The sequence below is a fragment of the Pseudanabaena sp. FACHB-1998 genome (assembly GCF_014696355.1).
Lineage (GTDB): Bacteria > Cyanobacteriota > Cyanobacteriia > Pseudanabaenales > Pseudanabaenaceae > Pseudanabaena.
This window is the reverse complement of the sequence record NZ_JACJQA010000025.1, coordinates 1-25,972: the sequence shown is the minus strand read 5'-3', so window position 1 is coordinate 25,972 and position 25,972 is coordinate 1. Positions and strand designations below refer to the sequence as shown.

At 43.0% G+C, this 25,972-nt stretch carries 30 protein-coding genes and 1 pseudogene; 17 read left to right on the top strand and 14 right to left on the bottom strand.

Features of this window, described 5'->3' with window-relative positions; translation table 11 throughout:
- A complete protein-coding gene (gene pyk, locus H6F42_RS09150; RefSeq protein ID WP_190399045.1) occupies window positions 1-1,773 on the bottom strand; it encodes a pyruvate kinase in 1,773 nt (590 codons plus the stop codon).
- Window positions 1,774-2,095: 322 nt separating this feature from the next.
- On the opposite strand from pyk, the gene H6F42_RS09145 reads away from it, so the two are divergent.
- Complete coding sequence (locus tag H6F42_RS09145; RefSeq protein ID WP_190399044.1) at window positions 2,096-3,037, top strand: bifunctional riboflavin kinase/FAD synthetase; 942 nt, start codon at window positions 2,096-2,098, stop codon at window positions 3,035-3,037.
- 171 nt (window positions 3,038-3,208) lie between these two features.
- Here H6F42_RS09145 and H6F42_RS09140 read toward each other — a convergent pair whose 3' ends face one another.
- Window positions 3,209-3,499 (bottom strand): hypothetical protein, encoded by a 291-nt coding sequence (locus tag H6F42_RS09140; RefSeq protein ID WP_190399043.1) that lies wholly within the window; start codon window positions 3,497-3,499, stop codon window positions 3,209-3,211.
- A gap of 389 nt (window positions 3,500-3,888) precedes the next feature.
- Here H6F42_RS09140 and H6F42_RS09135 point away from each other — a divergent pair.
- Window positions 3,889-4,092 (top strand): annotated as a pseudogene (locus tag H6F42_RS09135) (Uma2 family endonuclease); the annotation flags it as partial.
- 21 nt (window positions 4,093-4,113) lie between these two features.
- Here the strand turns inward: H6F42_RS09135 and H6F42_RS09130 are convergent.
- Genes H6F42_RS09130 through H6F42_RS09120 form a run of 3 tightly spaced genes read right to left on the bottom strand, consistent with a single transcriptional unit; the run spans window position 4,114 to window position 6,056 of the window.
- The gene (locus H6F42_RS09130) at window positions 4,114-4,716 is read right to left on the bottom strand and encodes a class I SAM-dependent methyltransferase (protein WP_190399042.1); all 603 of its coding nucleotides are present in this window, start codon (window positions 4,714-4,716) and stop codon (window positions 4,114-4,116) included.
- A gap of 27 nt (window positions 4,717-4,743) precedes the next feature.
- A complete protein-coding gene (locus tag H6F42_RS09125) occupies window positions 4,744-5,325 on the bottom strand; it encodes a GNAT family N-acetyltransferase (protein ID WP_190399041.1) in 582 nt (193 codons plus the stop codon).
- Between the two features lie 56 nt (window positions 5,326-5,381).
- Window positions 5,382-6,056 carry a M23 family metallopeptidase gene (locus H6F42_RS09120; RefSeq protein ID WP_190399040.1) on the bottom strand — a complete coding sequence of 225 codons (675 nt, stop codon included), beginning with the start codon at window positions 6,054-6,056 and terminating at the stop codon, window positions 5,382-5,384.
- A 156-nt stretch (window positions 6,057-6,212) separates the two neighbouring features.
- On the opposite strand from H6F42_RS09120, the gene petB reads away from it, so the two are divergent.
- The 3 genes from petB to nadA all read left to right on the top strand — a co-directional run bounded on the left by petB (window position 6,213) and on the right by nadA (window position 8,622).
- Window positions 6,213-6,860, top strand: a complete 648-nt coding sequence (gene petB / locus H6F42_RS09115; protein WP_190399039.1) for a cytochrome b6 — start codon at window positions 6,213-6,215, stop codon at window positions 6,858-6,860.
- A gap of 84 nt (window positions 6,861-6,944) precedes the next feature.
- A complete protein-coding gene (gene petD / locus H6F42_RS09110) occupies window positions 6,945-7,430 on the top strand; it encodes a cytochrome b6-f complex subunit IV (protein ID WP_190399038.1) in 486 nt (161 codons plus the stop codon).
- Between the two features lie 205 nt (window positions 7,431-7,635).
- Window positions 7,636-8,622 carry a quinolinate synthase NadA gene (gene nadA / locus H6F42_RS09105; protein WP_190399037.1) on the top strand — a complete coding sequence of 329 codons (987 nt, stop codon included), beginning with the start codon at window positions 7,636-7,638 and terminating at the stop codon, window positions 8,620-8,622.
- Window positions 8,623-8,689: 67 nt separating this feature from the next.
- Here the strand turns inward: nadA and H6F42_RS09100 are convergent, their stop codons facing one another.
- Window positions 8,690-8,884 (bottom strand): hypothetical protein, encoded by a 195-nt coding sequence (locus H6F42_RS09100; protein ID WP_190399036.1) that lies wholly within the window; start codon window positions 8,882-8,884, stop codon window positions 8,690-8,692.
- Between the two features lie 503 nt (window positions 8,885-9,387).
- Between H6F42_RS09100 and H6F42_RS09095 the strand changes: the two genes are divergently transcribed.
- Both H6F42_RS09095 and H6F42_RS09090 read left to right on the top strand, forming a co-directional pair.
- On the top strand, window positions 9,388-9,645 hold the full coding sequence (locus tag H6F42_RS09095; protein WP_190399107.1) for a DUF3107 family protein: 258 nt from the start codon (window positions 9,388-9,390) through the stop codon (window positions 9,643-9,645).
- Window positions 9,646-9,738: 93 nt separating this feature from the next.
- The gene (locus tag H6F42_RS09090) at window positions 9,739-10,419 is read left to right on the top strand and encodes an ABC transporter ATP-binding protein (protein ID WP_190399035.1); all 681 of its coding nucleotides are present in this window, start codon (window positions 9,739-9,741) and stop codon (window positions 10,417-10,419) included.
- 132 nt (window positions 10,420-10,551) lie between these two features.
- Here the strand turns inward: H6F42_RS09090 and H6F42_RS09085 are convergent, their stop codons facing one another.
- The 3 genes from H6F42_RS09085 to H6F42_RS09075 form a co-directional block, all read right to left on the bottom strand.
- Window positions 10,552-10,977: an HNH endonuclease gene (locus tag H6F42_RS09085; RefSeq protein ID WP_190399034.1), complete on the bottom strand. Its 426-nt coding sequence runs from the start codon at window positions 10,975-10,977 to the stop codon at window positions 10,552-10,554.
- Window positions 10,978-10,983: 6 nt separating this feature from the next.
- On the bottom strand, window positions 10,984-11,391 hold the full coding sequence (locus tag H6F42_RS09080; protein ID WP_190399033.1) for a hypothetical protein: 408 nt from the start codon (window positions 11,389-11,391) through the stop codon (window positions 10,984-10,986).
- A gap of 84 nt (window positions 11,392-11,475) precedes the next feature.
- The gene (locus tag H6F42_RS09075; protein WP_190399032.1) at window positions 11,476-12,459 is read right to left on the bottom strand and encodes a hypothetical protein; all 984 of its coding nucleotides are present in this window, start codon (window positions 12,457-12,459) and stop codon (window positions 11,476-11,478) included.
- A gap of 135 nt (window positions 12,460-12,594) precedes the next feature.
- Between H6F42_RS09075 and H6F42_RS09070 the strand changes: the two genes are divergently transcribed.
- Window positions 12,595-12,840 carry a hypothetical protein gene (locus H6F42_RS09070; RefSeq protein WP_190399031.1) on the top strand — a complete coding sequence of 82 codons (246 nt, stop codon included), beginning with the start codon at window positions 12,595-12,597 and terminating at the stop codon, window positions 12,838-12,840.
- A gap of 140 nt (window positions 12,841-12,980) precedes the next feature.
- Window positions 12,981-13,376: a hypothetical protein gene (locus H6F42_RS09065; RefSeq protein ID WP_190399030.1), complete on the top strand. Its 396-nt coding sequence runs from the start codon at window positions 12,981-12,983 to the stop codon at window positions 13,374-13,376.
- 197 nt (window positions 13,377-13,573) lie between these two features.
- Here H6F42_RS09065 and H6F42_RS09060 read toward each other — a convergent pair whose 3' ends face one another.
- Both H6F42_RS09060 and H6F42_RS09055 read right to left on the bottom strand, forming a co-directional pair.
- The gene (locus H6F42_RS09060; protein WP_190399029.1) at window positions 13,574-13,930 is read right to left on the bottom strand and encodes a type II toxin-antitoxin system PemK/MazF family toxin; all 357 of its coding nucleotides are present in this window, start codon (window positions 13,928-13,930) and stop codon (window positions 13,574-13,576) included.
- Window positions 13,888-14,106 carry a hypothetical protein gene (locus tag H6F42_RS09055; protein WP_190399028.1) on the bottom strand — a complete coding sequence of 73 codons (219 nt, stop codon included), beginning with the start codon at window positions 14,104-14,106 and terminating at the stop codon, window positions 13,888-13,890. The genes H6F42_RS09060 and H6F42_RS09055 overlap by 43 nt, the downstream gene beginning before the upstream one ends.
- A gap of 538 nt (window positions 14,107-14,644) precedes the next feature.
- On the opposite strand from H6F42_RS09055, the gene psbE reads away from it, so the two are divergent.
- The 4 genes from psbE to H6F42_RS09035 all read left to right on the top strand — a co-directional run bounded on the left by psbE (window position 14,645) and on the right by H6F42_RS09035 (window position 15,544).
- On the top strand, window positions 14,645-14,890 hold the full coding sequence (gene psbE / locus H6F42_RS09050; protein WP_190399027.1) for a cytochrome b559 subunit alpha: 246 nt from the start codon (window positions 14,645-14,647) through the stop codon (window positions 14,888-14,890).
- An 84-nt stretch (window positions 14,891-14,974) separates the two neighbouring features.
- Entirely contained in the window at window positions 14,975-15,109 is a 135-nt protein-coding gene (psbF, locus tag H6F42_RS09045) for a cytochrome b559 subunit beta (RefSeq protein ID WP_126387910.1), read from the top strand.
- 75 nt (window positions 15,110-15,184) lie between these two features.
- On the top strand, window positions 15,185-15,301 hold the full coding sequence (locus tag H6F42_RS09040; RefSeq protein WP_071590099.1) for a photosystem II reaction center protein L: 117 nt from the start codon (window positions 15,185-15,187) through the stop codon (window positions 15,299-15,301).
- A gap of 123 nt (window positions 15,302-15,424) precedes the next feature.
- Window positions 15,425-15,544 carry a photosystem II reaction center protein J gene (locus H6F42_RS09035; protein WP_190399026.1) on the top strand — a complete coding sequence of 40 codons (120 nt, stop codon included), beginning with the start codon at window positions 15,425-15,427 and terminating at the stop codon, window positions 15,542-15,544.
- Window positions 15,545-15,647: 103 nt separating this feature from the next.
- Here the strand turns inward: H6F42_RS09035 and cbiB are convergent, their stop codons facing one another.
- Window positions 15,648-16,628 carry an adenosylcobinamide-phosphate synthase CbiB gene (cbiB, locus tag H6F42_RS09030; RefSeq protein ID WP_190399106.1) on the bottom strand — a complete coding sequence of 327 codons (981 nt, stop codon included), beginning with the start codon at window positions 16,626-16,628 and terminating at the stop codon, window positions 15,648-15,650.
- A gap of 110 nt (window positions 16,629-16,738) precedes the next feature.
- On the opposite strand from cbiB, the gene H6F42_RS09025 reads away from it, so the two are divergent.
- From H6F42_RS09025 to H6F42_RS09015, 3 genes are all read left to right on the top strand, one after another.
- Window positions 16,739-18,244, top strand: a complete 1,506-nt coding sequence (locus H6F42_RS09025; RefSeq protein ID WP_190399025.1) for a cobyric acid synthase — start codon at window positions 16,739-16,741, stop codon at window positions 18,242-18,244.
- A gap of 148 nt (window positions 18,245-18,392) precedes the next feature.
- Window positions 18,393-20,180, top strand: a complete 1,788-nt coding sequence (locus H6F42_RS09020; protein WP_190399024.1) for an ABC transporter ATP-binding protein — start codon at window positions 18,393-18,395, stop codon at window positions 20,178-20,180.
- A gap of 64 nt (window positions 20,181-20,244) precedes the next feature.
- A complete protein-coding gene (locus tag H6F42_RS09015) occupies window positions 20,245-21,624 on the top strand; it encodes an aminotransferase class V-fold PLP-dependent enzyme (protein ID WP_242018384.1) in 1,380 nt (459 codons plus the stop codon).
- A gap of 33 nt (window positions 21,625-21,657) precedes the next feature.
- Here the strand turns inward: H6F42_RS09015 and H6F42_RS09010 are convergent, their stop codons facing one another.
- Window positions 21,658-22,056 (bottom strand): DUF4253 domain-containing protein, encoded by a 399-nt coding sequence (locus tag H6F42_RS09010; RefSeq protein WP_190399023.1) that lies wholly within the window; start codon window positions 22,054-22,056, stop codon window positions 21,658-21,660.
- A gap of 76 nt (window positions 22,057-22,132) precedes the next feature.
- Window positions 22,133-23,575 (bottom strand): cysteine--tRNA ligase, encoded by a 1,443-nt coding sequence (cysS, locus tag H6F42_RS09005; RefSeq protein ID WP_190399022.1) that lies wholly within the window; start codon window positions 23,573-23,575, stop codon window positions 22,133-22,135.
- Window positions 23,576-23,862: 287 nt separating this feature from the next.
- Here cysS and H6F42_RS09000 point away from each other — a divergent pair, with 287 nt between their 5' ends.
- Window positions 23,863-25,911, top strand: a complete 2,049-nt coding sequence (locus H6F42_RS09000) for a hypothetical protein (protein WP_190399021.1) — start codon at window positions 23,863-23,865, stop codon at window positions 25,909-25,911.
- Window positions 25,912-25,972: the final 61 nt, after the last annotated feature.

The window sequence follows — 25,972 nt, the reverse complement described above, 5'->3', positions numbered from 1 at the left end:
CTAAAATGCTAAATCGTCTGAACGGGAACCAGAATAGATCATCCCTTTGTTGAAGTTAACACTGAGTGGCTCACCATCGCGAATGAAACCAGTCGCATTGTGTACGCCAATTAGGATGGGGATACCTAACCTCCTACCAATGACAACTGCATGGGAGTCCAAGTTGGCATCTTCGGTAATCACAGCCGATGCTTTGCGAATTACTTCAATGTAGTCAGCATCAGTGCGATCGATAACTAAGATTTCGCCATCATGGAAATCGCGGACATCGAGATGGTGGAAGGCTACTCGCGCCCGACCATGCACAATTCCCGAACCAATGCTCAAGCCTTTGCCCACTACGGAGGAAACAAACTCCACCTTAATCAAATCGGTGGAACCTGCAACATCTTGTAATGTACCTGCGGACATGACCACGAGATCGCCTGCGGAGAGGAGTTTCATTTCTTGGGCAAGATTGAGCGCCGCCTCAAAGTTTTGTCTAGCCGAAGGTAAGGAAATCAGAACTAAAGGCTGGACACCCCAAACCATTTGTAAGCGTCTTGCCACTTGGACGTTGGGTGTAACTGCCAAAATGGGGATGGGCGGACGGAATTTACTGACGTTGCGGGCAGTTGAGCCTGTCTTGGTGAGGGTGACGATCGCGGCGGCATTTAACTGCATCGCGATATTACCCACGGCTTGACTGATCGCATTAGGTACAGCGCGACCCATGCTTTCAAGGGGTTGCATTTTGAGATCTTGCTCTTTTTCAATACGCACGGCAATTCTCGCCATTGTCTCTACCGCCAAGATCGGATATTTACCGACGGCTGTTTCATTAGAAAGCATGACGGCATCTGTACCATCGATAATCGCGTTGGCTACGTCCGAGATTTCGGCACGAGTCGCACGGGGATTATTCACCATGCTGTCCAGCATTTGGGTTGCCGTAATTACGGGAATACCCATACGATTGGCAGTTTTAATTAATTGCTTTTGGGCGATCGGGACATCTTCGGCAGGGATTTCTACACCCAAATCACCACGGGCTACCATTACGCCATCGCATACCGAGAGAATCGCTTCCATATTGGCGATCGCTTCGTGTTTTTCGATTTTGGCGATGACGCTAGCATTGCGACCTGATGCGGCAATGAGATCTTTAACTTCGAGGACATCTTCGGGGGTACAGACAAAACTGAGCGCAACCCAATCCACTCCTTCAGATAGTCCAAAGCGTAAGTCTTCGCGATCCTTATCGGTCATCGCACTGACCGACAAGTGAACATTGGGAAAGTTAACACCTTTATTATTAGAAAGCGTGCCACCAATGACCACGCGACAGTAAAGATCTCCTAATTCGGCATTGACATCTTCGACGACCATTTCGACTTTGCCGTCATCAAGCATAATTACCGCCCCGATCGGCACTTCCTCCGCAAGGGTTTCATAGGTAATACAGCTAATTTCCGATGTACCCGCAACTTGACGACTGGTAAGCGTAAATTTATCGCCTTTGTTTAAGGTAATAGGTCCATCTTTAAATACGCCGAGGCGAATTTTGGGACCTTGCAAGTCTTGTAAAACGCCAACAGCTTGATTTAGCTCACTTGAGACTTGGCGAATATTACAGATGCTGCGATGGTGATCGGCATGAGTGCCGTGGGAAAAGTTAAGGCGGAAGGTAGTTGCACCTGCTTCGATAAGTTGGCGAATCATATCGGGACTACTGGTTGCAGGTCCAATAGTCGCGACAATTTTGGTGCGGCGAAATGTTTCTCTAACGGTCATGGATAGTCAGCTAACGGCGGATCTCAAACATACCAGAATGTCATGACAAAAACTTATTTTGAATGCTACAGCAATGTAAGCTTTGCTTTGGACATAAACCCCAAAATAAAAGTGGCGGCGCGAAGCATCACTTTTATTTTGGGGTTTGTTACAGCATTCAAAAACTTTATCCCAATTCACGAAAGTGTGACCACACTTTCGTGAATTAAAGTCAAACCCAGTAAGGTTTTGCAAGACTAAAAATGGCACAGCCATTTTTAGTCTCGGTATTACTTGAGGGGTGCTTAAGATCGCACACAGGAATTGTGTCAAAATATTAAGCGTGAGAGTAATATTTGACCCAACCCAGATTTCTCGTCCTACTGCGATCGCCCTCGGTAACTTTGATGGCGTGCATGTAGGACATCGCCATGTGATTGCGCCGATTTTGCCCGACGCTTTGGGCAGTAATCATCAACATTTAACGAGTACCGTTGTTTCATTTTCGCCCCATCCTCAAGAATTTTTTAGCAACCAACCGCGATCGCTACTTACCCCCTTTGATGAAAAGGTTGCCCTATTAGCATCCCTCGGTGTAGAGCAATTAGTTCTCCTCCCCTTTGATGCCGATCTTGCCAAGCTCACGGCTGCGGAATTCATGCAGCAAATTTTAATTGACTCTCTCCAAGTGGAATTAATCAGTGTCGGTTGTGATTTTCACTTTGGGCAGAAACGTCAAGGTAATGTTCAGGATCTAGCCAATATTTGGGGCGATCGCCTGACGGTAATTACTGAACAAACCATGCTCCTCAAAGAGCCAACCCCTATCAGGATCAGTAGCTCAAATATCCGTGCAGCTCTAGCTAAGGGTGAAGTCGATCTTGCTAATGCCCTGCTCGGTCGTCCTTATAATCTGGTGGGCAAAGTCGTCCGAGGCAAGCAGTTAGGACGCACCATCGGCTTCCCGACGGCAAATCTCGATCTACCTGCTCAAAAGTGTTTGCCCCGCGATGGTGTTTATGCTGTACAGGTAAATATTAGCTCTAGCTCTAAGCCCCTATTTGGCGTGATGAATATTGGCTTAAGACCAACAGTTAATGGCGATCGGCGATCGGTGGAAGTACATTTATTTGATTGGCAAGGTGATCTATATGATCAAGAACTAAATGTAGATCTCGTCAAATTTATTCGCCCCGAACAAAAATTTGCATCACTGGATGCCCTCAAGGAACAGATTAAATCTGACTGCCAGACTGCCTTAAATCATTTTGCAGTTTTGACCTAACCTATTAATAACAAGCATCAGACAAATCAAAAAGGTTCATTTCATTAACGCACCCTACAAGATCAGCGATCGCACTAGAAAAAACCCTGAACGGATTACTTTCGTTAAAATAAAAGTAGGGTGCGTTATTGAAATGTAACGCACCCTACAATACCAGAAATCATGCTATTCTCAAATAGCTGAAATTTCTGGTGTAGCTTGCAATTTCTCGTATAGAAGCTTACAGATTCTCTCGACATCTTCTGGGGGTAGTTGAGACTCCAATTCGTCTAATCTCTGGTTGAGTTTTTCTGGGGTCATGTCTGCCCAACTCATTCCATATTCATCAACCAAAACGTCTTTTGCGACATCCTCAAGAATTGTGAGGAAATATCCAATAGCCTCACCTCCTACCCGATACAGGCGCAAATATTTTTGCTTAATACGCTCCTTGTATGAATCCTTTGCAAATGTCTCTACCATAGTACCTACAACAGGAATTTTCCGCCAAAATTTTCCCCAACTCATACATATACTCCTTCAAAGTTACTACCTTAAACAAACAGAAAACCTTTCTCGAAACAGAATCGTCTAACTTACAATTCATACGCAACTGCGGTATAAACATCAAGCCAACTTGAAAATACTGCAAAACCATATTTTTGTCGAGTAAATTTTGAAATGGGAAATTTCAAAATTTTTCTTCATAATTTTATCTCTTTCCATTGACTAACTTTTCGAGGCGCTTACTGCTTTTACTAAAAATCCAAAAAGCGATCTCGCCTATTTCTTTCCAGCATCAATCCTATCTAATGCTGCAATAGTCAGGTTTGCTATAATCATGAGCACTCAACACCACGCTTGAATAAGCTATGGTCAACCTCACCTACAGCAAGAACCGCATTCTTCCAACTGCTGAAGAATTGCCATCCTCAGACGATACACCAGTGGATAACCAGTTACAGAATGATATTCCCAATCTCCTACTGAGTTTGTTAGCTGATATTTGGGCAGATCGCGATGATTGGTACTTCGGTGTGAATATGGCGGTTTATTACAATCCAGACGAACCAGCGATCGCACTTCCGCTATAGTGATCAATCATGTTTTTGAGCAATGATGTAAACATGGTTCTCAGGATATTGATCATATTCAAGGTGAAGGCACGTACAATTATGCTCATTCAGAATCTTTAGGAAAGCATTTACACCCAGCGTGCTGTACTCAAAGTTCTCACCTTGAAATGTTCCAGAAACTTCACTATGCTTATATCCACCCCCACAGGTGAACATTAGCACGCCATCACCTTCAAGAGCATCGCATAGTTTTTTTACGACCTGTTCCTGCCTATCTAACGGTAGATGAAACGTGCTGTCCCAAGCAACAATCAAGCTATAAGATTTGGGCGGCTTCCAAGCAGAAATGTCTTCCCTATAGAAGGTTACATTTGGATGCAGTTTTTTAGCTAAGTTAATCATTTCCGCAGAAATATCAAGTCCTTCTGCCTGAAATCCATGTTCGCTTAGAACTTTAAAAAAACGCCCACTGCTTCCACACCCTATATCAATAGCCAAATGATTCTTAGGAGTATATTTGATCGCTCGCTTCAATTGGGCAACACCATAAAGCGAATCTTGATGCTGAGTTTGCCACCATTGGGCAATACGATCATATCGAGCGGCTGTATCTTCTGGATGCATATTTGACTTCACTAATCAAAATTAAATTTATGTGCGGCGGCGCGATCGCGGACGGTTACGTTCGGCTTTATCTCGTTCGTAATTAATCAGTCTGCCGTAATATTCATGTTTGGCGAGATTGAGGGATAGGAAAACATGCTCTCTGGCATTGCCGAAGCCTTTGCGATTAAAGAAATTAATGGCAGGTGTATTCGCAGGATCGGTATCAACTAGCATTAAGCGCACATTATCTTCAATCATCCGTTCGATGATCTTATCGACTAGGCGATCAGCTACTCCTCGCCGCTGACAATTGGGATTTACGCCAAGCCAAGTAATATAGCCATATTTCCATGAAGCCTTATTGATGATTGTGCCGAGAATAAAGCCCGCAAGCTGATCATCGATTTCGGCAACTAGGCAATATTCAGAATCAGTGTTATACATCCCGATTACCTCCCACTCATCCCATGTGCGATAGAGGTAGGGATATAAGTCACTGGTAAATAATTGTTCACCTAAGTGAAAAATTGGCGCGATATCATCAATATTCATTTCGCGAATATCGACGCTATTAGTATCTGGGCGATCGCTTTCCTTTTCAAGGGATTTATCAGTTAAATCATTCATATATTTAAGCTTTATTAGGTTAGATAGAGAGTTGCGGCGCTAAGCGCCGCAACTCTCTAGGGGGTATTGTCCCATTGTAAATAATTGACTGGATTGTAAACATATTGAAAAGATTGCGCTGGCGCACAGGGATTAATCTTAATGGCAACCCCTAACTCAAAATGTAAATGTCTGGTATCACTGCGTCCTGAATTTCCCATTTTGCCTAGCTCTTGACCACGAGTGATTTTTTGTCCAACTTTCACTTGGATACTATCAGGATAGAGATGAGCATAGCGGGTGAAAAGTCCATTGGGATGCCGAATCACAATATGGTTTCCCCAATCCCCGCCACAGTCACGCCCCAAACTATTTGGCTCAAAAGAATTTGATTGCGGGCAATCACGACGAATATATACAACTGTGCCATCGGAAGCCGATCGCACAGAAACTTGATTGACTAAATGGTTGCTGTGAATAAAATCAATGCCTTCATGCTCTGCTAGTTGATAGTCTTTGCCTACAAATGGATCGATTGAGGTAAATTCGGCGGGTAAAGCCCAAGCTAAGCTCAAGTTGCGATCGCTACGAACAGAAGCAACCCGCTGTGTTGGTGAATATTCTTCGTGATGATTTTCTAAGTTTGGATGAGAATATTCTTTGGCGCAAACTTGAGCAAATAGGGGATCTACATAAATATAGGAAAGAGAACCTAAAAAAACTGCTAATCTAAAACGCAAAAGTATTTTCATGCAAAGTAGTAAGGTTCAAAAAAACTTACTGTAAATTTAGTGAAATTTGTTAAAAACCGTCTTTAGGTTTGCCTACACTCGATCATAAGTATTAAAATAAGTTACAGCTATCAAAAAATTGTTAACTAGTTCAGCAATCTTGGGTTTTTCAATTACATGAGTAAAGTTTACGATTGGTTTAACGATCGCCTTGAAGTCGGGGCGATCGCTGAGGACGTTACTAGTAAGTACGTTCCCCCCCATGTCAATATTTTTTATTGTTTAGGTGGCATCACCCTCACCTGCTTCCTAATTCAGTTCGCGACAGGTTTCGCGATGACTTTTTATTACAAGCCCTCGGTTACTGAAGCCTTTGACTCAGTCCGCTACATCATGACCGACGTTAACTTCGGTTGGTTGATTCGTTCAGTCCACCGTTGGTCGGCAAGCATGATGGTCTTGATGATGATCTTGCACGTTTTCCGTGTTTATTTGACTGGTGGGTTCAAAAAACCTCGCGAATTAACTTGGGTTACTGGCGTAATTCTTGCCGTAATCACCGTTACCTTCGGCGTAACTGGCTACTCCTTACCTTGGGATCAAGTCGGCTACTGGGCAGTTAAAATTGTATCGGGCGTACCTGAAGCAATTCCTGTCGTTGGCGGAACCTTAGTTGAACTACTGCGTGGCGGTCAAAGTGTTGGTCAAGCAACCCTTACCCGTTTCTACAGCTTGCATACCTTTGTATTGCCTTGGTTGATTGCGGTATTCATGCTTGCTCACTTCTTGATGATTCGTAAGCAAGGTATCTCTGGTCCTTTGTAAGGTTTCTTATCTGGGTTACCAGTTTAAGATTTTGGTATTAGATAATTTTAGAAAAATATATTGCAATAAAAGAAGAGCAATAACATGGCAAAGACTGAAAAGCTCCCCGATTTAAATGATCCAATCTTGCGTGCCAAGTTGGAAAAGAACATGGGTCACAACTACTACGGCGAACCAGCTTGGCCGAATGACTTGTTGTACATGTTCCCTGTGGTAATTACTGGCACGATCGCTTTGATTACTGGTTTAGCGGTTCTTGACCCCACCATGATCGGCGAACCTGCTAATCCTTTCGCAACTCCTTTGGAAATTTTGCCAGAGTGGTTCTTGTATCCTGCTTTCCAAATTTTGCGGATTGTTCCTAACAAGCTCTTGGGAGTACTGCTGCAAAGCTTGATTCCCGTTGGCTTGATCCTCATTCCCTTTATTGAGAATGTCAACAAGTTCCAAAATCCTTTCCGTCGCCCTGTAGCAATGGCTGTTTTCTTGTTTGGTACTGCCTTTACCCTTTACTTAGGTATTGGTTCCACCTTACCCATTGACAAGTCTTTGACTCTTGGCTTGTTCTAAGTAGTTACTAAATCAAAAAATAAGGGTGGTGCTAAGCACCACCCTTATTTTTTGGATATATATTTTTGGTAATTTCTACTATAATTAAATATAGTAAATAAAAAATTTTTACTATAAACCCGTTGCTTTTTTCTGAGTCTAAAAGCAGACCAAGCTATTCAGTTCTTGCACAAATAAATTTAATTATTACTTAGTGAGGCAAACTGTGTTTCTCACCGCTCCTACAGCCAATCAAATCAGCGATCGCCAAATCTCTCAAGATTCCATTCCTCTAGATCTTTTTGCGGCGATCGCTGACCTCAAAAAAGAACTAAATGCCGTGATTTTGGCGCATTACTACCAAGATCCTGATCTGCAAGATATTGCGGACTATATCGGCGACTCTCTCGGTTTATCACAAGCTGCGGCGGACTGCCAAGCAGATACCATCGTGTTTCTGGGCGTGCATTTTATGGCTGAGACTGCCAAAATTCTTAATCCGAATAAGTTGGTACTACTTCCCGATCTGGATGCGGGTTGCTCGTTAGCTGATAGTTGTCCCGCCGATCGCTTTGCCGAATTTAAGGCAGCCCATCCCGATCATTTGGTAATTTCTTACATAAACTGCTCGGCAGACATCAAGGCTCTCAGCGATATTATTTGCACTAGCTCGAATGCGGTGGCGATCGTTAATCAGATACCTAAGGATCAACCGATTATTTTTGCCCCCGATCGCAATTTAGGGCGCTATGTCAGCGAACAAACGGGACGCGATTTATTGCTTTGGGATGGTGCTTGCATTGTGCATGAAATTTTTTCTGAGCGAAAGTTAGTCGAACTAAAGATTAGCCATCCTCAAGCGGATATCATTGCCCATCCTGAATGTGAAGCGAATGTGCTACGCCATGCTGATTATATTGGTTCCACGACTGGTTTATTAAAGTACGTGCAGAGCAGCGATCGCCAAGAATTTATTGTGGTTACTGAATCTGGTGTGATTCACCAAATGCAAAAGGCTACTCCCTTAAAAAAATTCATTCCTGCACCACCGACTAGTAACTGTGCCTGTAACGAATGTCCTTATATGCGTCTCAACACTCTCGAAAAAGTATATCTAGCGATGAAAAGGCGATCGCCAGAAATAATTATGGATGAGTCGATTCGTCAAGCCGCTCTTAAACCGATGTTAAAAATGTTGGAAATGTCTAAATAAGAAAAGGTGTGGCACAAAGTGCCACACCTTTTCTTATTTAGAGTAATGACGGCGCAAATTGTCGCCATTATTCTTGTATTAACTCGGAATAGTTATAGAGAGTAGTGTTTTCTTTAGCAGCAAATTCTTTATATTGCTGATGATTTTCCATTAGCTCATCTAGCAGCTTTTGAACTAATTGCCAATCAGCAAAACCGTGTTTGGTCTCCGCGATAATTTGCTGACGCAAAACTCGGACTTTCTGGAGATGTGGTTGCGTCATGATGATGTAGATGTTACCCAACACTCATAACCTTATCTCTTTACCTATCTATTCTTCAGTATCATAGAACGCAAAACTCAAACTATTTTGAGTTTTACTATTATTCTAAATAACGAAAGAAATTATAAGTAGCTCCTCCCTTCTTACCCAAGAATTAGCTAGCTAATTCTTGGGTATTAAAAAAAAGAACTCAAAGCGAAGGCGCACCCTATGCGTGCGCCTTCGCTTTCGAGGTTTTATATAGGATAAATCAAAACCCAAGAAGCGAGTTGCGGCGCTTCGCGCCGCAACTCGTCTTCTGGTTTTGTGTCTTAACAAGAATGGCAAAAGCTATATTATTGAATTTCGCTAGATTTTGGGTAGCCGAGAAAAACTGAAGGAAAATCCAGAAATATGACTCTTTTATGGGGAGATTAAAAGTTGATCGCTATATGTAAACATTTGAAAACAGCTATACTCGATCTACTTCTCAATCTCTAGGTAGGACATCCTAATTAATGCTGATGTATACAGTCGAAATTACTCTCAAGAATAACCCGATCGCTTTGTCTGTACAGCGCAAGGAGCAAGAAACTGCGGAAACGCTTTATCGCGAGATTGCCACGGCGATCGCCGATGGTAATACCAAAGTTTTGGAGCTAACCTGCGAAAAACTAGAAGGTAAGAAGGTTTCAGTACTGGTTAGCGAAATTTCTGCTGTGCAGGTTTCTGAAAAGTCGGGGACTTCCGCAAATCTTGGTGCGGGCTTTGTGCGCGGATAACCTTATTCAAAAAATTCAGGAAAGATTTCGTAGAAATCTTTCCTGAATTTTTTGGTTTCTATACATTTAGTAATTAATCAATGCAATTAACCAATGCCGATTGACCAATCCGTTACTACTGCCATCAGTGTTCACGATCTCTCTTTTGCGTGGGCTTCAGGCGAAACTGTCTTAGATCGCTGCACTTTGTCAGTGCCGAAAGGGGAATTTTGGATGCTGCTAGGCACTAACGGTAGTGGTAAATCTACTTTGTTGCGACTATTGGCAGGACTATTACAACCAAAGTCTGGCGATATTGAAATTAGCGATCGCGTGGGCTTTGTCTTTCAAAATCCCGATCATCAATTGGTCATGCCTACGGTGGGCGCAGATATTGCCTTCGGACTGGTATCCGAAAATTTGTCCTATATCGAAACTCTCCATCGGGTTAAAGAATCCCTAGCGGCTGTCAATCTACCGCAAATGCTACGCCGCCCCATCTATGCCCTCAGTGGTGGTCAAAAGCAACGGGTGGCGATCGGGGGGGCGATCGCGCGTCATGCAGAGGTTCTATTACTAGATGAACCAACTGCCCTATTAGATGGCGAAAACCAAATCGATCTGGTTGCGGCTGTGCGCGATCTAGTCAAACAAAAAAATCTCACGGCTCTCTGGGTAACCCATCGCTTGAATGAGCTTGATTATGCTGATGGAGCTTTTCTATTAGAGCGAGGTCAAGTTATCGATAAAGGCGATCCGATGCGCTTAAAACAACTATTAATAGAACGCAGTTAATTTATCCAAAGCTAGTTTTGCTAGTACGTCTTGAGAACGTTCAAATGAAGTATTCCATTGAACTTCATCTTCAAGTTCCTCTAAAATTATCAGGGCGATCCCATCTTGCTGCTCGACAGAAATAATAAGTTTTCAATTTTCTGGGGGATGCCAGCCAATTGAAAACCATCGTTTACGAGTAGCCACAATTACGGGATTATTCATTCGCAAGGCGATCGCGGTTGCCCGTCCAATTGCTGTTAATCCTTCGATGTGAGAAGCATCGTTACTCCATTGAAAATGTTCTTGCCAGTTGTGTTGACGAGGATTGAATAATAGAATTAGTTGATTTGTTAGAGGATCGATCGCTTCGGTAGTATCAGATTTGTATTCATTACAAGTGCGACAAGCAAGGCATAAATTCTCAATCGTATTTAGTCCTCCCTTAGAAGTTGGTTGAATATGATCAATTGTCATAGGCATACCGCTATTGGTTTCAGTTGTGAGGCAATAGCAGCAACGTTTACGGTCAATTGATTCTATTTGCGATCGCAGATTTTGGGAAATATAAGCTGACACAGATATTTACCCTGCTAGTCTCGCAACGTTATGTCCGCGCCATTTGAGGATTGCGGCGGCTTGGGATTTGCGTAACATGAAGTGATCGCTATCTGTACGAAGTTGCTCTAGTTCTAGTTTTTCAGAATCAGTAAGTTCTATCTCCTGTTTTTTGGTCAATAGAAAATCATAACGTTCCATTTCTAGAGGCGTTTTTTTACTATTAGCGATTTGCCAAAGTGAGTTGTCGTCAAGTCGATCTAAGCTAGCAAGATCGGTTTGAAATTCTTCGGGTACGTCTTTCCATGTTGGCGGACTACCAATTTGCAGGGCTTGTAAAATCACGTCTTCTAGCGATCGCTGTGTTGCCCCTGCCGCGATCGCTAAGCGTTGGTACAATGCTTCTGGTATTTGCAAAACAACTGTTTCAGCCATATTTTTAATGCGTTTGGGATTCCATCAATACAAAATTGAGTTCACAGAGTGTTACTCTTCATAAGAAATAAACATCTTTCACCGCTAGACTGGCTTTACCCAACCCTTGATAGCAGCTTTCACAACTTTAAGATACTTGTTCTCTAATATAAACTCGTCAATTGCTGTTTCTCCAATTGACTGTAATGCACTACTTGCACGACGTTTGAAGCTAGGCTTGGTTTCGTCATTAATATAAGCAATGGTTTCAGCTTCGGTGGCGGTTGGATTCGTTTTTTCTAAAAGTTGGATGAGTTGTTGGATTTCGTTGGCAGCTTCTGCAAGAGTCCTTTTTTCCTCAGATAAATGGATATGTTGATTTGCCTGTTGCCGTGCGTTATCTTTGACTGTGTTAGCAAAGTTAGCGATAGGTGCGCCTTGAAAAGTATTAGTGTAGTTTTCTGTCATTTGATTTTCGTGTAGGATACATTTGAAGTAAATATTATTGACGATTTGATCGGGAATTAGTTTTTCATGTGGCAAAGCATCTCCAGCATTAGGATTTTCAGCCTCAATCTCAATTACAAAGTCTAAAATTCTAGTTTTTATAGCATCAAGAACTATTACTATTGCAGAAATAGGGATGAGAGTCCATGCACGCAAGCAGTTCATGTTTTCATAAATACTTAATTGGCAAACAGTATCTGCTTCCCAATATATTTGAACAGAGTCTCTTGAAAGTTGGTTTGTTTTAATAACACTATACTCATAGTGACTAACACTACGCGAAAGATATCTCTTTTCTAGTATTTTTCTATTCTCTTTAGCTATAGCTATCAAAGGAATCTGAAGATTTTCCCATAGTTGACCATAAATACTAATGAAATCGCCAAAATGCTGTAAGTTTTCCAAAACTCTATAACTTGGTATCTTTTCTTGGTCTTTGTAGCCATTCAACTCTTGTTCGATCCATTCTTTGAAAGCTTTATTTCCTAAACGTGCAGCAAGAATTTTACACATTCGTAGAATATCTGCCAACTGATACTTAGGGTCAACTGTAGCATCTTGGATTTGCCGTAATAAACTCATTCAGACTGTAGGAATATATGTACTCTATAAATCTTTTATAACGCAAAAAACTTAAGGTGTGTATAAAAACGATTTAAGCTAATTTTGCGTTTTGCTAAACTAAAACTAACTTGAGCGTGATTCGAGAAAAGTTGTATGAACACAATTAAAAGCGAGATAGTACAACGCTTGGCAAATAAGCTGCGAGAAGTTCTTAGCTTTTTGAACTATCTAGTGTGGCAAACTGAAAATTCACGCACTCAAGAAGATACAGACTGGCTGGAGAGCGACTTATCAAGTTTAGATAACTATGAACCCTATGAATGGCAAGAAGGAGAACGGCAAGAAGGGCTACCCGTTAAATTTATCGCCGAAACAGGAAAAATTGAGATCGGCGTATGATAGGGCATATTTTACAAAAGCACTCCAACAAATAATGGAACCCAATTAAAAGTCTCATCGCCATTTGTAGAGATTATTTATGCGATCTCGATTTGACTATTTGATGATCTGATAGAATACTTGCACAGCGCAATAATGTTATGAATATGAAAACTACAAATTCATCACTAGCAAAACTTAACCCCTATTCGGCTGAAGGTAAAGCGATTCAACGGCTTCCCCTAGAAACTGACGATACTCAGTGGGTAACAACTATGGAAAGAGGTGAAGAAATAGATCTAGATACGTTGCAGCAACAAATAAGTATTTTTAAAGCTAGTGGGCAAAAACAAAAAACGCAAAGCGAAGTCTCTATACGAAATTCAGGAAAATCAACTGGTTATTCAGCAGGATATACAAAAGCTGCCAGTGGAACTACAAAACTTGTATCCCAGTCTCAAACAACTTCTATCGACAAATCCACTACAAACAAACCGATATTTCCCAAATCACGCATTAAAAGGGGATTTGGCAAACTATCGAGCGCTAGAGATTGATTGGGGTGACTGTGCATATCGACTAATCTATCGAGTAGTGGAATCTCCGTTTCCTAAAACCGTTAGAATCATTAGCTTTGACGAACACGATCCTGCCTATGATTCTGCAAAACAACGCCTAAGATCTTCAAAATCTAAATAGCGATCGCCTTTTGTAGAGATTATTTATGCGATCGCATTTTAGATATCGTTCCAATTTAAAGTTCTAAATACCTAGCTGAAATCTGTTGTATTTTTTCCAATTGATTCAGTTCTACTTGCCCAAGACATTGAATCAATCTACGTTTATCAAAAGTCATCGGATCGACACAGACAACAAAACTATTATTGCTAAGTCCATTTGTAACAGAAGGAACCAAAGGCACAATTACTGGAAGTAGGCGATCGCTAGGATTAGCAGAAGTAATCGGTAACACAGTTACCTTACTGCGCTGATTAAAAGCAGTTCCAGAGATAATTACCGCAGGACGAGTTTTGCGAATTTCTGTACCAATCGAAGGATCGAAACTTACTAACCAGATACTTCCCAATCGATAATTGCTGCTTGCTGCCATGCTGTCTCCTCATCCTTTGTCCATTCATCCAACAACAAACAAGCCTCAACCATCGCCTGTTTTTCCTGCTGCTTCCGCCATGCTTGCAGTAACCCCTCAATGAGCCGACTACGATTTTCTACGCGATCGTCAACGTAATGGACTAACTCATCTGGAAGAGAAATAGATACTTTCATAACTATTTTATACTACTTGCAATACTACTGATAGTAGCATAAATCGAATAGCGATCGCCTTTGGAAATGATTTTCGTAAAAATCCTTAGCTTTAGTCTTCGATGTGGATATCACCAAAGCGATCACGATATTTTTGCAGCAAGGCTTTCCCTTTACTCAGTCCAAGCTAGGCATAATTAAAAAAACATCCTCAAAAACTGTGGCACATGCTCCGTTTGCGCCACAGTTTTTGAGCTTTTATATTGCTTTTATATTTTAAATGCACTCAGATACTTATACCAAATCACGAAAGTGTGGCAACACTTTTGTGATTTAAAAACCAAACCCAGTAAGGTTTTTGAAAAGAAGAAAGGGCTACGCCCTTTCTTCTTTTGGTATTACTTGGATTGTTATAAGGGTAAGCCTCCCTTGAGTCCACTCTTATAAAATATTTAGGATTGATGAGGGTATTGTTTTAGCGCTATGTTCGCAACTTGGTACAATAGTAAATTATTATTTAAAATAAAGATTTTTGATATTACACATTTAGAGGACTGTTATGGCAGGTACTACTGGAGAGCGTCCATTTTCCGACATTATCACTAGCGTTCGTTACTGGCTGATCCATAGCCTCACCATTCCTGCTCTATTTTTGGCAGGTTGGTTGTTTGTAAGCACAGGTTTGGCTTATGACGTATTTGGCACACCACGCCCCAACGAATACTACTCTCAAGAACGCCAAACTGCTCCTATTTTGAACGATCGCTACAATGCTGATGCCGAAATTTCTGCAACTGGGAAATAACTAAGAGTTATTTCTTCACCAGCATTGGCTCCCATCATTCTGTTCAACTAAAAATTACAGCGCAGCAAAACTTACTTATTAACTATGGCAAGCAACAATCCTAACCAACCCGTTCAATATCCCGTATTTACTTTCCGTTGGCTAGCAGTTCACGGACTTGGCGTTCCTACCGTATTTTTCATCGGTGCGATCGCTGCTATGCAATTTATCAGCCGCTAATCTAGAAAATGCTATTTTTGCTCTCTTGAGCAAAAAATCCTACCTTTTTACTTTTTTCTTTTTACTTACCTACCTATGGCTCCTAAAAATCCAAATAGCCAACCTGTAGAGTTGAACCGTACTTCTCTATTCTTGGGGCTACTGCTAATTTTCGTTACTGTTCTTCTTTTCTCCAGCTATTTCTTCAACTAAGCGCAAATTTATCTCAAATTTGTCTCGAATTTGTCTTATGTAAAGCTGGTTCTGAAAAATGATCTAAGCCACACATATTTGTCATTTATTTCATAAAATCATTTTTCTTTGGAGGTTTAATTCATGCTTAAAGATGGACGCATTCCACTCTGGCTAGTTGCAACTGTCGCTGGTACGGGTGTACTAGTGGTTGTTGGTTTGTTCTTTTATGGTTCCTATGTTGGTCTTGGCTCTGCTAGCTAACTATCCATAAAAAAAGAGGGGGCGCAACGCGCCCCCTCTTTTTTTATGACTTGAAAGTGTTACTACAGCTATAAATGAAGAAATGGCTTAGCCATTTCTTCATTTATAGCAAACCTGCGATCGCGATGCCAAGGCTAAGCCATAGTAAAAAACAGATTCTGGTTAAAGCTAAAGCTTGTTTAATTTTGGGGCTAGAAATGGGGGCGATCGCTTCTCCTAAGAGAGGTTTGTATTTGACAATTCCGCGATAGCGATTTGCGCCGCCTAGCTGCACTTGGAGAATTGCGGCATAAACACATTCGCTCCAGCCTGAGTTAGGACTAGGATCTTGATGGGCATCCCGTTGGCAAATTTTCCAAACTTCGAGAGGTCTACCTGATAGCAAGGCAAGGGTAATTACGGTAAGGCGACAGGGTAGCCAAGTTAGCACATCGTCGGTTTTGGCGCTAAACCAGCCAAGATCACTATAGGGGGCTTCGCAATAGCCCACCATAGAATCAAGGGTGCTAGATGCTTTGTAGGCGATCGCCAAAACTACACCGCCATAGGGTAGAAATAATGAACCCATCAAGGCATAGAACAGGGGTGAAGTAACGGCATCGATCGCATTTTCGGTGACAGTTTCTAATACGGCGCGTAAAATTTCTAACTCAGTTAAATCTTCCGTATCACGTCCCACGTAGCGGCTTAACTCCTTGCGAGCATTGGCAATATTACCTAGCGCTAACACCGCTAACACCGATTCAGCAGCATCGCGTAGACTACGTCCTGCAAAACAAGCTGCTAGCAAAATACTCGAAAGGGCGATCGCCAAAATCGGATGAATTTTTGATGCGATGCTGACCATTAACCAAATTATTAAGCCACTTCCTAAAATCAAGCTAATCCCCAAAATGATGCCCAAGACCTTCATGGCTAAGGGTGCGAATTTAGGAATTGAGCGATCGGCTTCTTTTTGGAAAACTAAATTCGTAAATTGAGCGATCAGCCAACCCATGACCTGCACTGGATGTAGCCAATTGACAGGATCGCCTATTAAGAAATCGAGAATTGCCGCCAAAATCAAAATCAAGCAATTAGTAATGAGAAAATTAGCGCTTAGGATATTTTGAGAAGCTTGGAGAAATTGTTCTAGCACGGAAATGATAAGTTAATAGGAGCGTCGCCTCTACTAACTTATCATCCTTATCATCTATGAAAGCCATCTCTATTTTAGGAACTTCATCTAATGCTGGTAAAAGCTGGATGGTGACTGCCTTGGGGGCATGGCTGAGACGAAATGGGGTCAAGGTCGCTCCCTTTAAGGCGCAAAATATGTCTAATAATTCCTATGTGACGCTGGAGGGTGGCGAAATTGGTCGGGCGCAAGCCGTGCAAGCGATCGCCTGTGGGATGCGTCCGATCGCAGAGATGAATCCGATTCTCTTAAAGCCATCGGGAAAGGGAACTTCGCAATTAGTCGTATTAGGCGAAGCGAGACAACATATTGCGGCGGCGGACTATTATCAACATATCGAGATCCTCTGGGAAACGGTACGGGATACCCTTGAGTTTTGGCGCGATCGCTGTGATGTGTTACTGCTCGAAGGCGCAGGCAGTCCCGTAGAGCTAAATTTGATGCATCGCGATCTAGTGAATTTGCGCCCGATTATCCATTTGAAAGGGAAATGGATTTTGGTGGGTGATATCGAAAAGGGAGGCGTATTTGCTCAGATTATTGGTACATATCAGCTAATGCCAGAAGCCGCTAAGGATTTAGGTTTGGGATTTATTGTGAATAAATTTCGGGGTGATTTAAGTCTATTTAGCGAAGCCGAAAAATATTTTCGTGACTATATGCCTAAGCTTCCCTATGTGGGTGTTCTGCCCTATGAAGCGGAGCTACAGCCTGAAAGCGAAGATAGTCTATGCAGTGAAGCCGAGGCAAAAGGGAAAGGCGCAAAGATTGCTTGGATTAGGTTTCCTCATCTCTCAAATTCTCAAGATAGTCAGCCTTGGCAATTGGATCAAGGTGTTGAAACGGTTTGGGTACATACGGTTGCAGAACTTAAGGGAGCGAGGATTATCATTCTCGGAGGGAGCAAAAATACCCTCAGTGATTTGCAATGGTTGCGAACTACGGGATTAGATCGGGCGATTCTGGAAGCCCATTGCCAAGGGATACCGATAGTCGGCATTTGTGGAGGCTATCAGATGTTAGGGAAATATCTAGGCGATCGCCAAGGGGTGGCTGGTACTTCGGGAGAAGTGGAAGGATTGGGGCTATTGCCGATCGCCACGGAATTTCGAGAAACTAAACAGGTGCGACAGGTGCAAGCTATTTGGCAAAGCGGCGAAGCGAGTAATCAAGAAATAGAACAATGGATGACCTACGAAATTCACATGGGAGTGACGAATATAATTGCTAGCCATGAATCTATGCAAATTTCGCCACTGCTAAAAATTGAAGGTTATGAGCAAGGCGATCGCCAGATGCGTGATGAAGGTTTACAAAGCGATCGGGTGTGGGGAACCTATTTGCATGGTTTATTTGAGTCGGCACTTGTGCGGCAAGATTTGACCCGATTAGCGAATATTTCTGAGCATCAACCCTCGCAAATCTCTTGGCAAGCCCATCAACAAAAGCTCTATGCCAGTATGGCGGATTTGCTAGAAGCAAATTTAGATCTATCAGAGATTCGGAAATATTTAGGAATATAAAACATTGCGTCGCAATGTTTTATATTCCTAAATCGCTATGCGATTTTGGGCTTTGGTATTATCAGGGGCTTGAAGCGTGATATTTTAGCTGGAGAGGCTTGCTCATATCTAGCTCATACTTAGCCATTTACCCAGCTATTAAAAAACCATGCTGCTTGAAGTTGACAATTTGACGATTCGGTACGGCGATGCAGAGCCTGCGGTCGATCGCGTTACTTTTCATTTACAAGCAGGAGAAGCATTAGGCTTAATCGGTGAAAGCGGCTGCGGCAAATCAACCATCGGACGATCGCTGATAAATCTTTTACCCAAATATGCCCAAATTGGCGGCACAATCTTTGTGGATGGCGAAGCGATCGCCGAGAAGAAAGATGGAACTTGGCGTGGCGAAAAGGTAGGCTTAATTTTTCAAGATCCTATGACAAGGCTCGATCCCTTGATGAGCATCGAGGATCATGGCTTAGAAGTATTAGCATCCCATTATCCAAAACTCTCTTCCAAAACCGCCAAGCAAAGAATCGCGGATGCCCTCAAATCAGTTCGCATCGATCCCACCAGAGCCAAGCAATATCCCCACGAATTTAGCGGCGGGATGCGCCAAAGAGTGGCGATCTCCTTATCTTTACTGCTCAATCCTGTCTTGCTCATTGCCGATGAGCCAACGACGAGCCTTGATGTCACCGTTGCTACGGAAATCCTCAAGGAGCTAACGGCGCTCCGCCAAAGTCGTTCAATGGGATTATTGTTAGTCACCCATGATTTAGGCATGGTTGCCGAATATTGCGATCGCATTGCGGTTATGTATAACGGTGTCATCGTCGAAACTGGCTATGTGGAAGACATTTTTCGTTCACCCCAACATCCCTACACCCAGAGTTTATTAGCATCGGTTCTACATTTTAATCCTGAGGCGATCGTATTACCTAGCCTCAAAGAAGTTCCCAATGACGCTAAGGAAGAGAATTTAGAAATTGCAGCTAATCAAGAAATCAATCAAGAAATCAATCTGGAAACCAGTCTAAAAGATGAGAACGAGTCATCTATTTCTGAAATTAATCCTGAAACTTCAGACTTACCAATAGAAGAAAATAATATCAGTCGGGCTACTGCAAAAACTACGCCTAGAGTGATTCTTTATGTAAATCAACTCAAAAAGCACTATGTCACAGGCGGCAATTTTTTGGAAAGATTTATCGATCCTTCCATTGGTTTAGTAAAAGCAGTCGATGGAATTGATTTGGAAATTTTTTCGGGAGAAACCTTTGGGATTATTGGCGAAAGTGGTTCTGGTAAAAGCACCACAGGTCGGGCAATTTTGCAATTAATTAAACCTGATCGCGGTTCTGTTCGTTTTAATAGTGTGGAACTCACAAGGCTCAAGGGTGAACAAATGCGACAAGTGCGATCGCAAATGCAGATGATTTTCCAAGATCCTCGCGCTTGCTTTAATCCTTACATGACAGTGTTTAATAGCGTTGCCGATCCTCTGCTGATTCACAAAGTTGTTCCCAATCTCGAAGCCACTAGAGAAAAAGTCTATGCAATTCTGGAAAAAGTAGGCTTAAATTCTGAACTTGCCGATCGCTATCCTTCTGACCTATCGGGTGGACAATTGCAACGGGTGGCGATCGCTCGTGCTTTAATTACCAATCCGAAATTAGTTATTTGTGATGAGCCTGTGAGTATGCTTGATGCCTCGATTCAGAGTCAAGTTTTGCGATTAATGCAGGATCTCAAAGAAGAATTTAAACTGACCTATGTCTTCATTACCCATGATTTAGCCGTAGCCCAATTTTTCTGCGATCGCATAGCCGTAATGCGTAAGGGTAAAATTGTAGAGCAGGGCAGTACCGAAGAAGTGTTGACGAAACCTCAGCATGAATATACCAAGGCTTTGATTGCTTCAATTCCCCGTATCCCTCATATCAATAAATAAAGTCAAGCAAAGCACAAAATTCTGGCGAAGTCATAATTTTGTGCTTTGCTTGGCAATTACTCATTTGCCAACTGCGACAATGCCCGATTACCCTCACAATCCGAATCAATTTCTTGACAGTCATTTCCTCAATCCCGATCGCTCGAATCTGGAAGATATCCGCAAGCTAGGATATGCCTTTGTGGATTTGATCGTTGACTCGGTGTTGGATAGTCAAAATCAGCCCTTTGTCCAAGATGATTCGCCATTTGCGATTAATATTCCCGAGCATGGTGAGGCTCTGCCAGACCTATTAGCGGAAGTGAGATCGCAAATTTTGCCGCGCACTGTCAACTTCCAAAATCCTCGCTACATGGGACATATGGATAGTGTCCCCTCCGCGATTACGATCTGGGCTGATGCCCTAGTGTCGGCGATTAATAACAATATGCTGAGCTATGAACTTGCTCCCATTTTCACAGAAATGGAAGCTCAGTTAATGCAGTGGTTTGGTAAGCTTTTGGGCATGGGGGATGATTGTTTCGGAACCCTCACCGCAGGTGGTAGTCTTGCCAATATTTCAGGATTGCTATTGGCGAGAAACTGGAAACAGCCACAGAGTAAAACATTGGGTAATACCCATAACTTAGTTGCCTTTGTTTCCGATGCGGCGCATACTTCCTTTGAGAAGGCAATGAATGTCATCGGTGCGGGTAAAGAGAACTTAGTTCGAGTTCCCACTAATGATCGAGGCGAAATTCTCATTGAAGAATTAGAATCAGCAATCCAAAAATCCATTAAAGAAGGAAAGCAACCCTTTTTTGTGGCAGCGATCGCAGGAACAACGGTAACAGGTGCGATCGATGATATTCAAGCGGTGGGCGCAATTGCCAAGTGTTACGATTGTTGGTTTCATATTGATGCCGCCTATGGTGGTGCAGGAATTTTTGCGCCGAAGCTACAACATCTATTTCAAGGTAGCGAACTTGCTGATTCAATGACCTTCAATCCCCAAAAATGGCTCTGGGTGGCGCGTACCTGTGCCATGCTGATTGTGAAGGATAAGCAACATTTAGTGGATGGCTTTGATAGCGAACTTCCCTATATGGACGATCGCACGCTCAATTTTGGCAATCTCAATTTACAGGGAACGCGCCGCACCGATAGCCTCAAACTTTGGATGGCGCTGAAATCAATGGGAATCTCAGGCTGTCGCTATCTCGTCGAGCGATCGCTAGATTTATCCGACAATCTGCGGCAATGGGTGGATGCAAATCCTGACTTAGAGCTAGTATGTGAGCCAACTCTCAATATAATTTGTCTCAAGTCTGCTAACCCCCAATTAAGCAGTGAGACCCTACGCCAGCAATGGATTGAAGAAGGGAAGTTATGGCTCTCCTTACCTCTCTGGAAAGGCGATCGCATTCTCAAAGCAGTAGTGCTTCATCCCTATGCAGGATTTTAAAATAGAATTGCGGCACAAAGCGCCGCAATTCTGTTAGTCCCACCATAGGGTAACTGCATTATTGAGAGCAAGCGATCGCTTAAGTAGCTCAAATCCATAATCATCATCGGTCAGATCCACATCTTGAATGAGCGCCTTCACATTGTCCGCCAGATCCTGCTCGAATCCATCCATAATCGCGATCGACTCGGCGAAACAGCCAAAATGTTGATCGATCGTATCTGGACAAAACTCATAAATTTCTACAGCTAAATCCGTTAAATCATCAGGCAAATTTCTAAAAATTACAGTCACCGTGTCAAACTCTACATCGCTGAGTTCGATACCATATTCAGCATCCCATTTTTGTAACTGATGAATGACATCTTCTGTCCCAATGTCATAGTTATCGCCATTTGTGCCAACTTCTCTTAATTGTTGATACTTATCCATAAATTTCCTCTGTGTATTTAACTATTGCAATCAAAAATAGCACAATCAAAAAGCCTTGTTTCGCAAGGCTTTTTGATTATGATCTAATCCAGCGAGTAGTTCCATCCTTTTGATCAACGAGCGTAATTCCCAAAGCCTTTAACTCTTCTCGAATGCGATCGCCTTCTGGATAATTTTTCGCCTTCTTCGCCGCAATCCTTTGCTGAATCAAAACTTCAATTTGGGCTTCACTAATACTTTCGGCAACTGCTTCGCGATCGCTTATATCCGCGATAAATCCTAAAATATTAGTCATGTAACTCAAAGCTTGCCAATCTTGCCAAAGCACCTCAGAACCCGCCGCAGTCTTCCCTGAATGGGATAGAGAATTACGCTCGGCACGTAATTTCTTCGCTAATTCAAATACATGAGCGATCGCCACCGAAGTATTAAAATCATCATCCATCGCTTCTTCAAAACAAGCAACTGACTCCGCAATCAGATCTCGCGCTGGAATTTCTACATTTGACCAGCCCAACTGCTCACTAAAATCCGCCGCAAAGAGCATCGCCTCCCGAATCGTCTCCCAGCCTTTAGTTGCCGCATTAATCGCCTCTTCCGTAAAATCAATCGGCTGACGATATTGCGCTTGCAATATGAATAAACGGATTGCCATCGGATCGAAATATTCAAACAAATCGCGAATAGTTTTGAAATTATTCAACGATTTGGACATTTTCTCACCGTCAATATTGACGAAGCCATTGTGCATCCAGTACTTAGCCAGATTTTTGCCATAGCCTGCCTCAGACTGAGCAATTTCATTCTCATGGTGCGGAAATTGCAAATCTGTACCACCTGCATGAATATCAATAGTTTCGCCTAAATGCGATCGCACCATTGCCGAGCATTCAATATGCCATCCTGGACGACCTTTCCCCCAAGGCGATTCCCAAAAAGGCTCATTGGGCTTAGCCGCTTTCCAGAGAGCAAAGTCAAAGGGATAGCGCTTTTGTTCTTCTTGGTCATCCACCCGACCACTCGCTCCCGCTTGCATATCCTCTAGCTTCCGTCCCGACAATTTGCCATAGCTAGGAAACTTCTGCACCGCATAATAAACATCCCCACCCGCAGCATAGGCATAGTCGCAATCAATTAACTTCTGAATCAATTCCATAATTTCAGGAATCGACTCCGTAGCACGAGGGTAATCATCAGCCTTAAGGATATTCAACCTCGCCATATCTTCGTCATAGGTGGCGATATATTGATTGGCGATCGCCTGCATCGTCGTACCCCGTTCTTGTGCTCTTTTCAGAATCTTGTCATCAATATCCGTAATATTCTGCACAAACTTAATTTGATACTTAGTCGCCAAATAGCGCCGCACCATATCCCAAACCACATAGGCTCTAGCGTGACCTAAATGGCAATAGTCATAGACCGTTACGCCACAAACATACATTTTTACAACTCCCGCTTCGAGGGGAATAAATTCTTCTTTGCGTCTTGTAAGTGTGTTGTAAATGCGAAGGGTCATGGATTTGAGTGTTTTGTAATGATCTAGGCGCGAGGCAATTATACAGCAAAGCCATAGCGTAAGGGCAATTCATGAATTACCCTTACGCTATGGCTTTGCTATGGAGCGTTTTTCAGTGTTGTAGGGCTACAATTTATTGGCGATCGTTCAAATTAACCAGCGCAATTAGAACTTCCTCCTAGCGAATTTCGCAAAGTAATTGATTGGCTGTTGGATTTAGATTGTCAACTCTATTGCACTTCATGACTAGACGTTAGAATAGCAATAGATGTGGAGGATACCGATCTATGACAAGGATCTTTTTGGCGAGGACTGAGGAACAGAAAAGATTTCGCGAAGTGTTGCGATCGCTGCAACCAAATGTTGGATGGTTGGCGAAGAGCTTTCCCACAATAGCAAAATTTTCATCTGCGAAGAAAGAAACGGTTAGCACATCACCACATATTTTCTTGCTCTATGGCGAAGGGGGAATGGGGAAGACAAGTCTGGGGCGGCGGTTTTGTGAATTGGCTGGAGAAGAGTTTCCTAATTGCTTTCAGGTGTTGCGATTGGATTGGGAAGAGGCAAAAAATGAGTATCCATCGCTCAATGTGGGACATGAATCAATTCGTCCTGAATCGGTGTTAGAGACAATTTATTTGGCGGTGAGTAAGGGGCGCGAGGGGATTTTTGAGAAATATCGGCAGGTGGAGAAAACGCTGAAGCAGATTGAGGATAAGGTGGATAAGGAACTGCAAGCACGGCAGGGTGAGGGAGCGGAATATGCGCCAATTTTGAAAAAGGGTTTGAGTTGGTCATTGGGAGCCTTGAGGAAATTGCCACAGGTGGAGGTATTGCTAGGGGCGGGAGATGGCAAGGTGGATGAAGCGATCGCGGATGGGGCGGTGAGTGCTTTGGTGGGCTTGATGAAAAAGCGGTTGTCCTTGGAGGAACGCAGAATTTTTGCGACTCCCCATCGACAATTGGCTGAGGCTTTGGGGCATGGTTTACAAGCTATTTCTGCTCAGAAACCCTTGGTGCTTTTGTTGGATACCTATGAGATTGTCGATCGCCTTGAGTGCGATCGCGTGTTGCGGATGGTGATTAAGGCGGCGGGGCGACGAGTGGTATGGGCGATCGCGGGTCGGGCAAATCTGGCGGATAGCTATCGGTTATCGCAGGATTATTTTCGTGGCTATCGAGATGAGTTTTCGGAAAATCTCTATGTGTACCCGATGAGTGAGTTTAGTCGAGAGCAGGTGAGTGAATATTTCGCGCATCCTCAAATCAATGTGCCTCTGAGTGATGAGGCGGCGGAGTCAGTCAAGCAGTTTAGTTTGGGGATTCCCTTTGTGGTGCAGCAAATTGCGGCGATGCGCCAACAGGGGATCAAGATGGCAACGATTCTCAGTGCTCCATCGGCGGATCGTGATGATGAGTCGCCCCGTGAGGCGGTGGTCAGGGCAACGAGCGATCGCTTTTTGCGGTATTGCTTGGATGAGCATGACAAAAAGGCGGTGTATGCGATGGCGATGATGCGTCGTCCTGATAACGAGTTATTAAAGGCGATGCTTGGGGTGGCTGATCTTGAGCCAGAAATGCGATCGCTGAAGGCAAGGCATTCGTTTGTGTTGTTGGAGGGGAAGGGCATTAGGTTGCATGACAAGCTAGAGAGCTTTTTGCAAGATTATCTGCGTTGTGGGTTGGCGGGACAGTCGCCAATGGTGCGTGAGTTGAGCGATCGGGCTGTGGCTTATTTGGAACCACGTTTGAGTGAGTGGCAAAAGGAGTTTACGGATACGGCGGATTATTTCGAGTCGGATCGGATTGCGAATGGTTTGTTGGATTTGGTGCAGTTTAAGTTTTGGCAAGATGTGGAGGTTGGCTGGCGCTATGCTGTGCCGCTTTTTGTGGAGAGTTGGCATTATAACCGCGATTGGCAAAAGCAGCTTTTGGGTGTTGTTGAGGCTTTTCAGATGCGGTTTGATGGGGATAGTAAAAAGCGTTTGCAAATCTTTGCTAAAGATTTGGGTTACTACTCATTCGATACTGATAGTCGGAAGTTTTTACTGGATGAGTTGGACAAATTGGCAAAACGGGGTTGGCTTGATGGCGATCTTAAAACTGAACTTATGGCGATTCTCTTATTCCAGCTTGGGCAGTTGTTTTATCAACTAGAGCATTATCTAGAAGCCTATCGTAAATGCTTAGAAGTAGAGAATCTCTTGCCAATCAGTTCTCTAAGATTTAGGAAAGAACTTGCAAACGAATACAGAGAAATTGGATGGAAATTATCACTAGCAAAGGCTTTGTTGCATGAAACAAAAGAAGGCAAAAGAAAGAGGATATTAGGATAGATAATTAACGAGTAACAGGATAGGAAAGAGGTTTAGCGAGTTGAATCATGCGATTGAGCGC

Bases quoted from the DNA above. Each gene is read 5' to 3' on its own strand.
- H6F42_RS09055 (WP_190399028.1), bottom strand. From the start codon at position 14,106: ATGAAAGTATCTATTTCTCTTCCAGATGAGTTAGTCCATTACGTTGAC.
- H6F42_RS09125 (WP_190399041.1), bottom strand. From the start codon at position 5,325: ATGAATGATTTAACTGATAAATCCCTTGAAAAGGAAAGCGATCGCCCA.
- H6F42_RS09095 (WP_190399107.1), top strand. From the start codon at position 9,388: ATGTATACAGTCGAAATTACTCTCAAGAATAACCCGATCGCTTTGTCT.
- H6F42_RS09000 (WP_190399021.1), top strand. From the start codon at position 23,863: ATGACAAGGATCTTTTTGGCGAGGACTGAGGAACAGAAAAGATTTCGC.
- H6F42_RS09075 (WP_190399032.1), bottom strand. From the start codon at position 12,459: ATGAGTTTATTACGGCAAATCCAAGATGCTACAGTTGACCCTAAGTAT.
- H6F42_RS09065 (WP_190399030.1), top strand. From the start codon at position 12,981: ATGAATATGAAAACTACAAATTCATCACTAGCAAAACTTAACCCCTAT.
- cysS (WP_190399022.1), bottom strand. From the start codon at position 23,575: ATGACCCTTCGCATTTACAACACACTTACAAGACGCAAAGAAGAATTT.
- H6F42_RS09070 (WP_190399031.1), top strand. From the start codon at position 12,595: ATGAACACAATTAAAAGCGAGATAGTACAACGCTTGGCAAATAAGCTG.
- psbF (WP_126387910.1), top strand. From the start codon at position 14,975: ATGGCAAGCAACAATCCTAACCAACCCGTTCAATATCCCGTATTTACT.
- petD (WP_190399038.1), top strand. From the start codon at position 6,945: ATGGCAAAGACTGAAAAGCTCCCCGATTTAAATGATCCAATCTTGCGT.
- H6F42_RS09010 (WP_190399023.1), bottom strand. From the start codon at position 22,056: ATGGATAAGTATCAACAATTAAGAGAAGTTGGCACAAATGGCGATAAC.
- H6F42_RS09035 (WP_190399026.1), top strand. From the start codon at position 15,425: ATGCTTAAAGATGGACGCATTCCACTCTGGCTAGTTGCAACTGTCGCT.
- H6F42_RS09120 (WP_190399040.1), bottom strand. From the start codon at position 6,056: ATGAAAATACTTTTGCGTTTTAGATTAGCAGTTTTTTTAGGTTCTCTT.
- petB (WP_190399039.1), top strand. From the start codon at position 6,213: ATGAGTAAAGTTTACGATTGGTTTAACGATCGCCTTGAAGTCGGGGCG.
- H6F42_RS09060 (WP_190399029.1), bottom strand. From the start codon at position 13,930: ATGGCAGCAAGCAGCAATTATCGATTGGGAAGTATCTGGTTAGTAAGT.
- pyk (WP_190399045.1), bottom strand. From the start codon at position 1,773: ATGACCGTTAGAGAAACATTTCGCCGCACCAAAATTGTCGCGACTATT.
- H6F42_RS09100 (WP_190399036.1), bottom strand. From the start codon at position 8,884: ATGACGCAACCACATCTCCAGAAAGTCCGAGTTTTGCGTCAGCAAATT.
- H6F42_RS09025 (WP_190399025.1), top strand. From the start codon at position 16,739: ATGAAAGCCATCTCTATTTTAGGAACTTCATCTAATGCTGGTAAAAGC.
- H6F42_RS09040 (WP_071590099.1), top strand. From the start codon at position 15,185: ATGGCTCCTAAAAATCCAAATAGCCAACCTGTAGAGTTGAACCGTACT.
- H6F42_RS09140 (WP_190399043.1), bottom strand. From the start codon at position 3,499: ATGGTAGAGACATTTGCAAAGGATTCATACAAGGAGCGTATTAAGCAA.
- psbE (WP_190399027.1), top strand. From the start codon at position 14,645: ATGGCAGGTACTACTGGAGAGCGTCCATTTTCCGACATTATCACTAGC.
- H6F42_RS09130 (WP_190399042.1), bottom strand. From the start codon at position 4,716: ATGCATCCAGAAGATACAGCCGCTCGATATGATCGTATTGCCCAATGG.
- H6F42_RS09080 (WP_190399033.1), bottom strand. From the start codon at position 11,391: ATGGCTGAAACAGTTGTTTTGCAAATACCAGAAGCATTGTACCAACGC.
- H6F42_RS09090 (WP_190399035.1), top strand. From the start codon at position 9,739: ATGCCGATTGACCAATCCGTTACTACTGCCATCAGTGTTCACGATCTC.
- H6F42_RS09020 (WP_190399024.1), top strand. From the start codon at position 18,393: ATGCTGCTTGAAGTTGACAATTTGACGATTCGGTACGGCGATGCAGAG.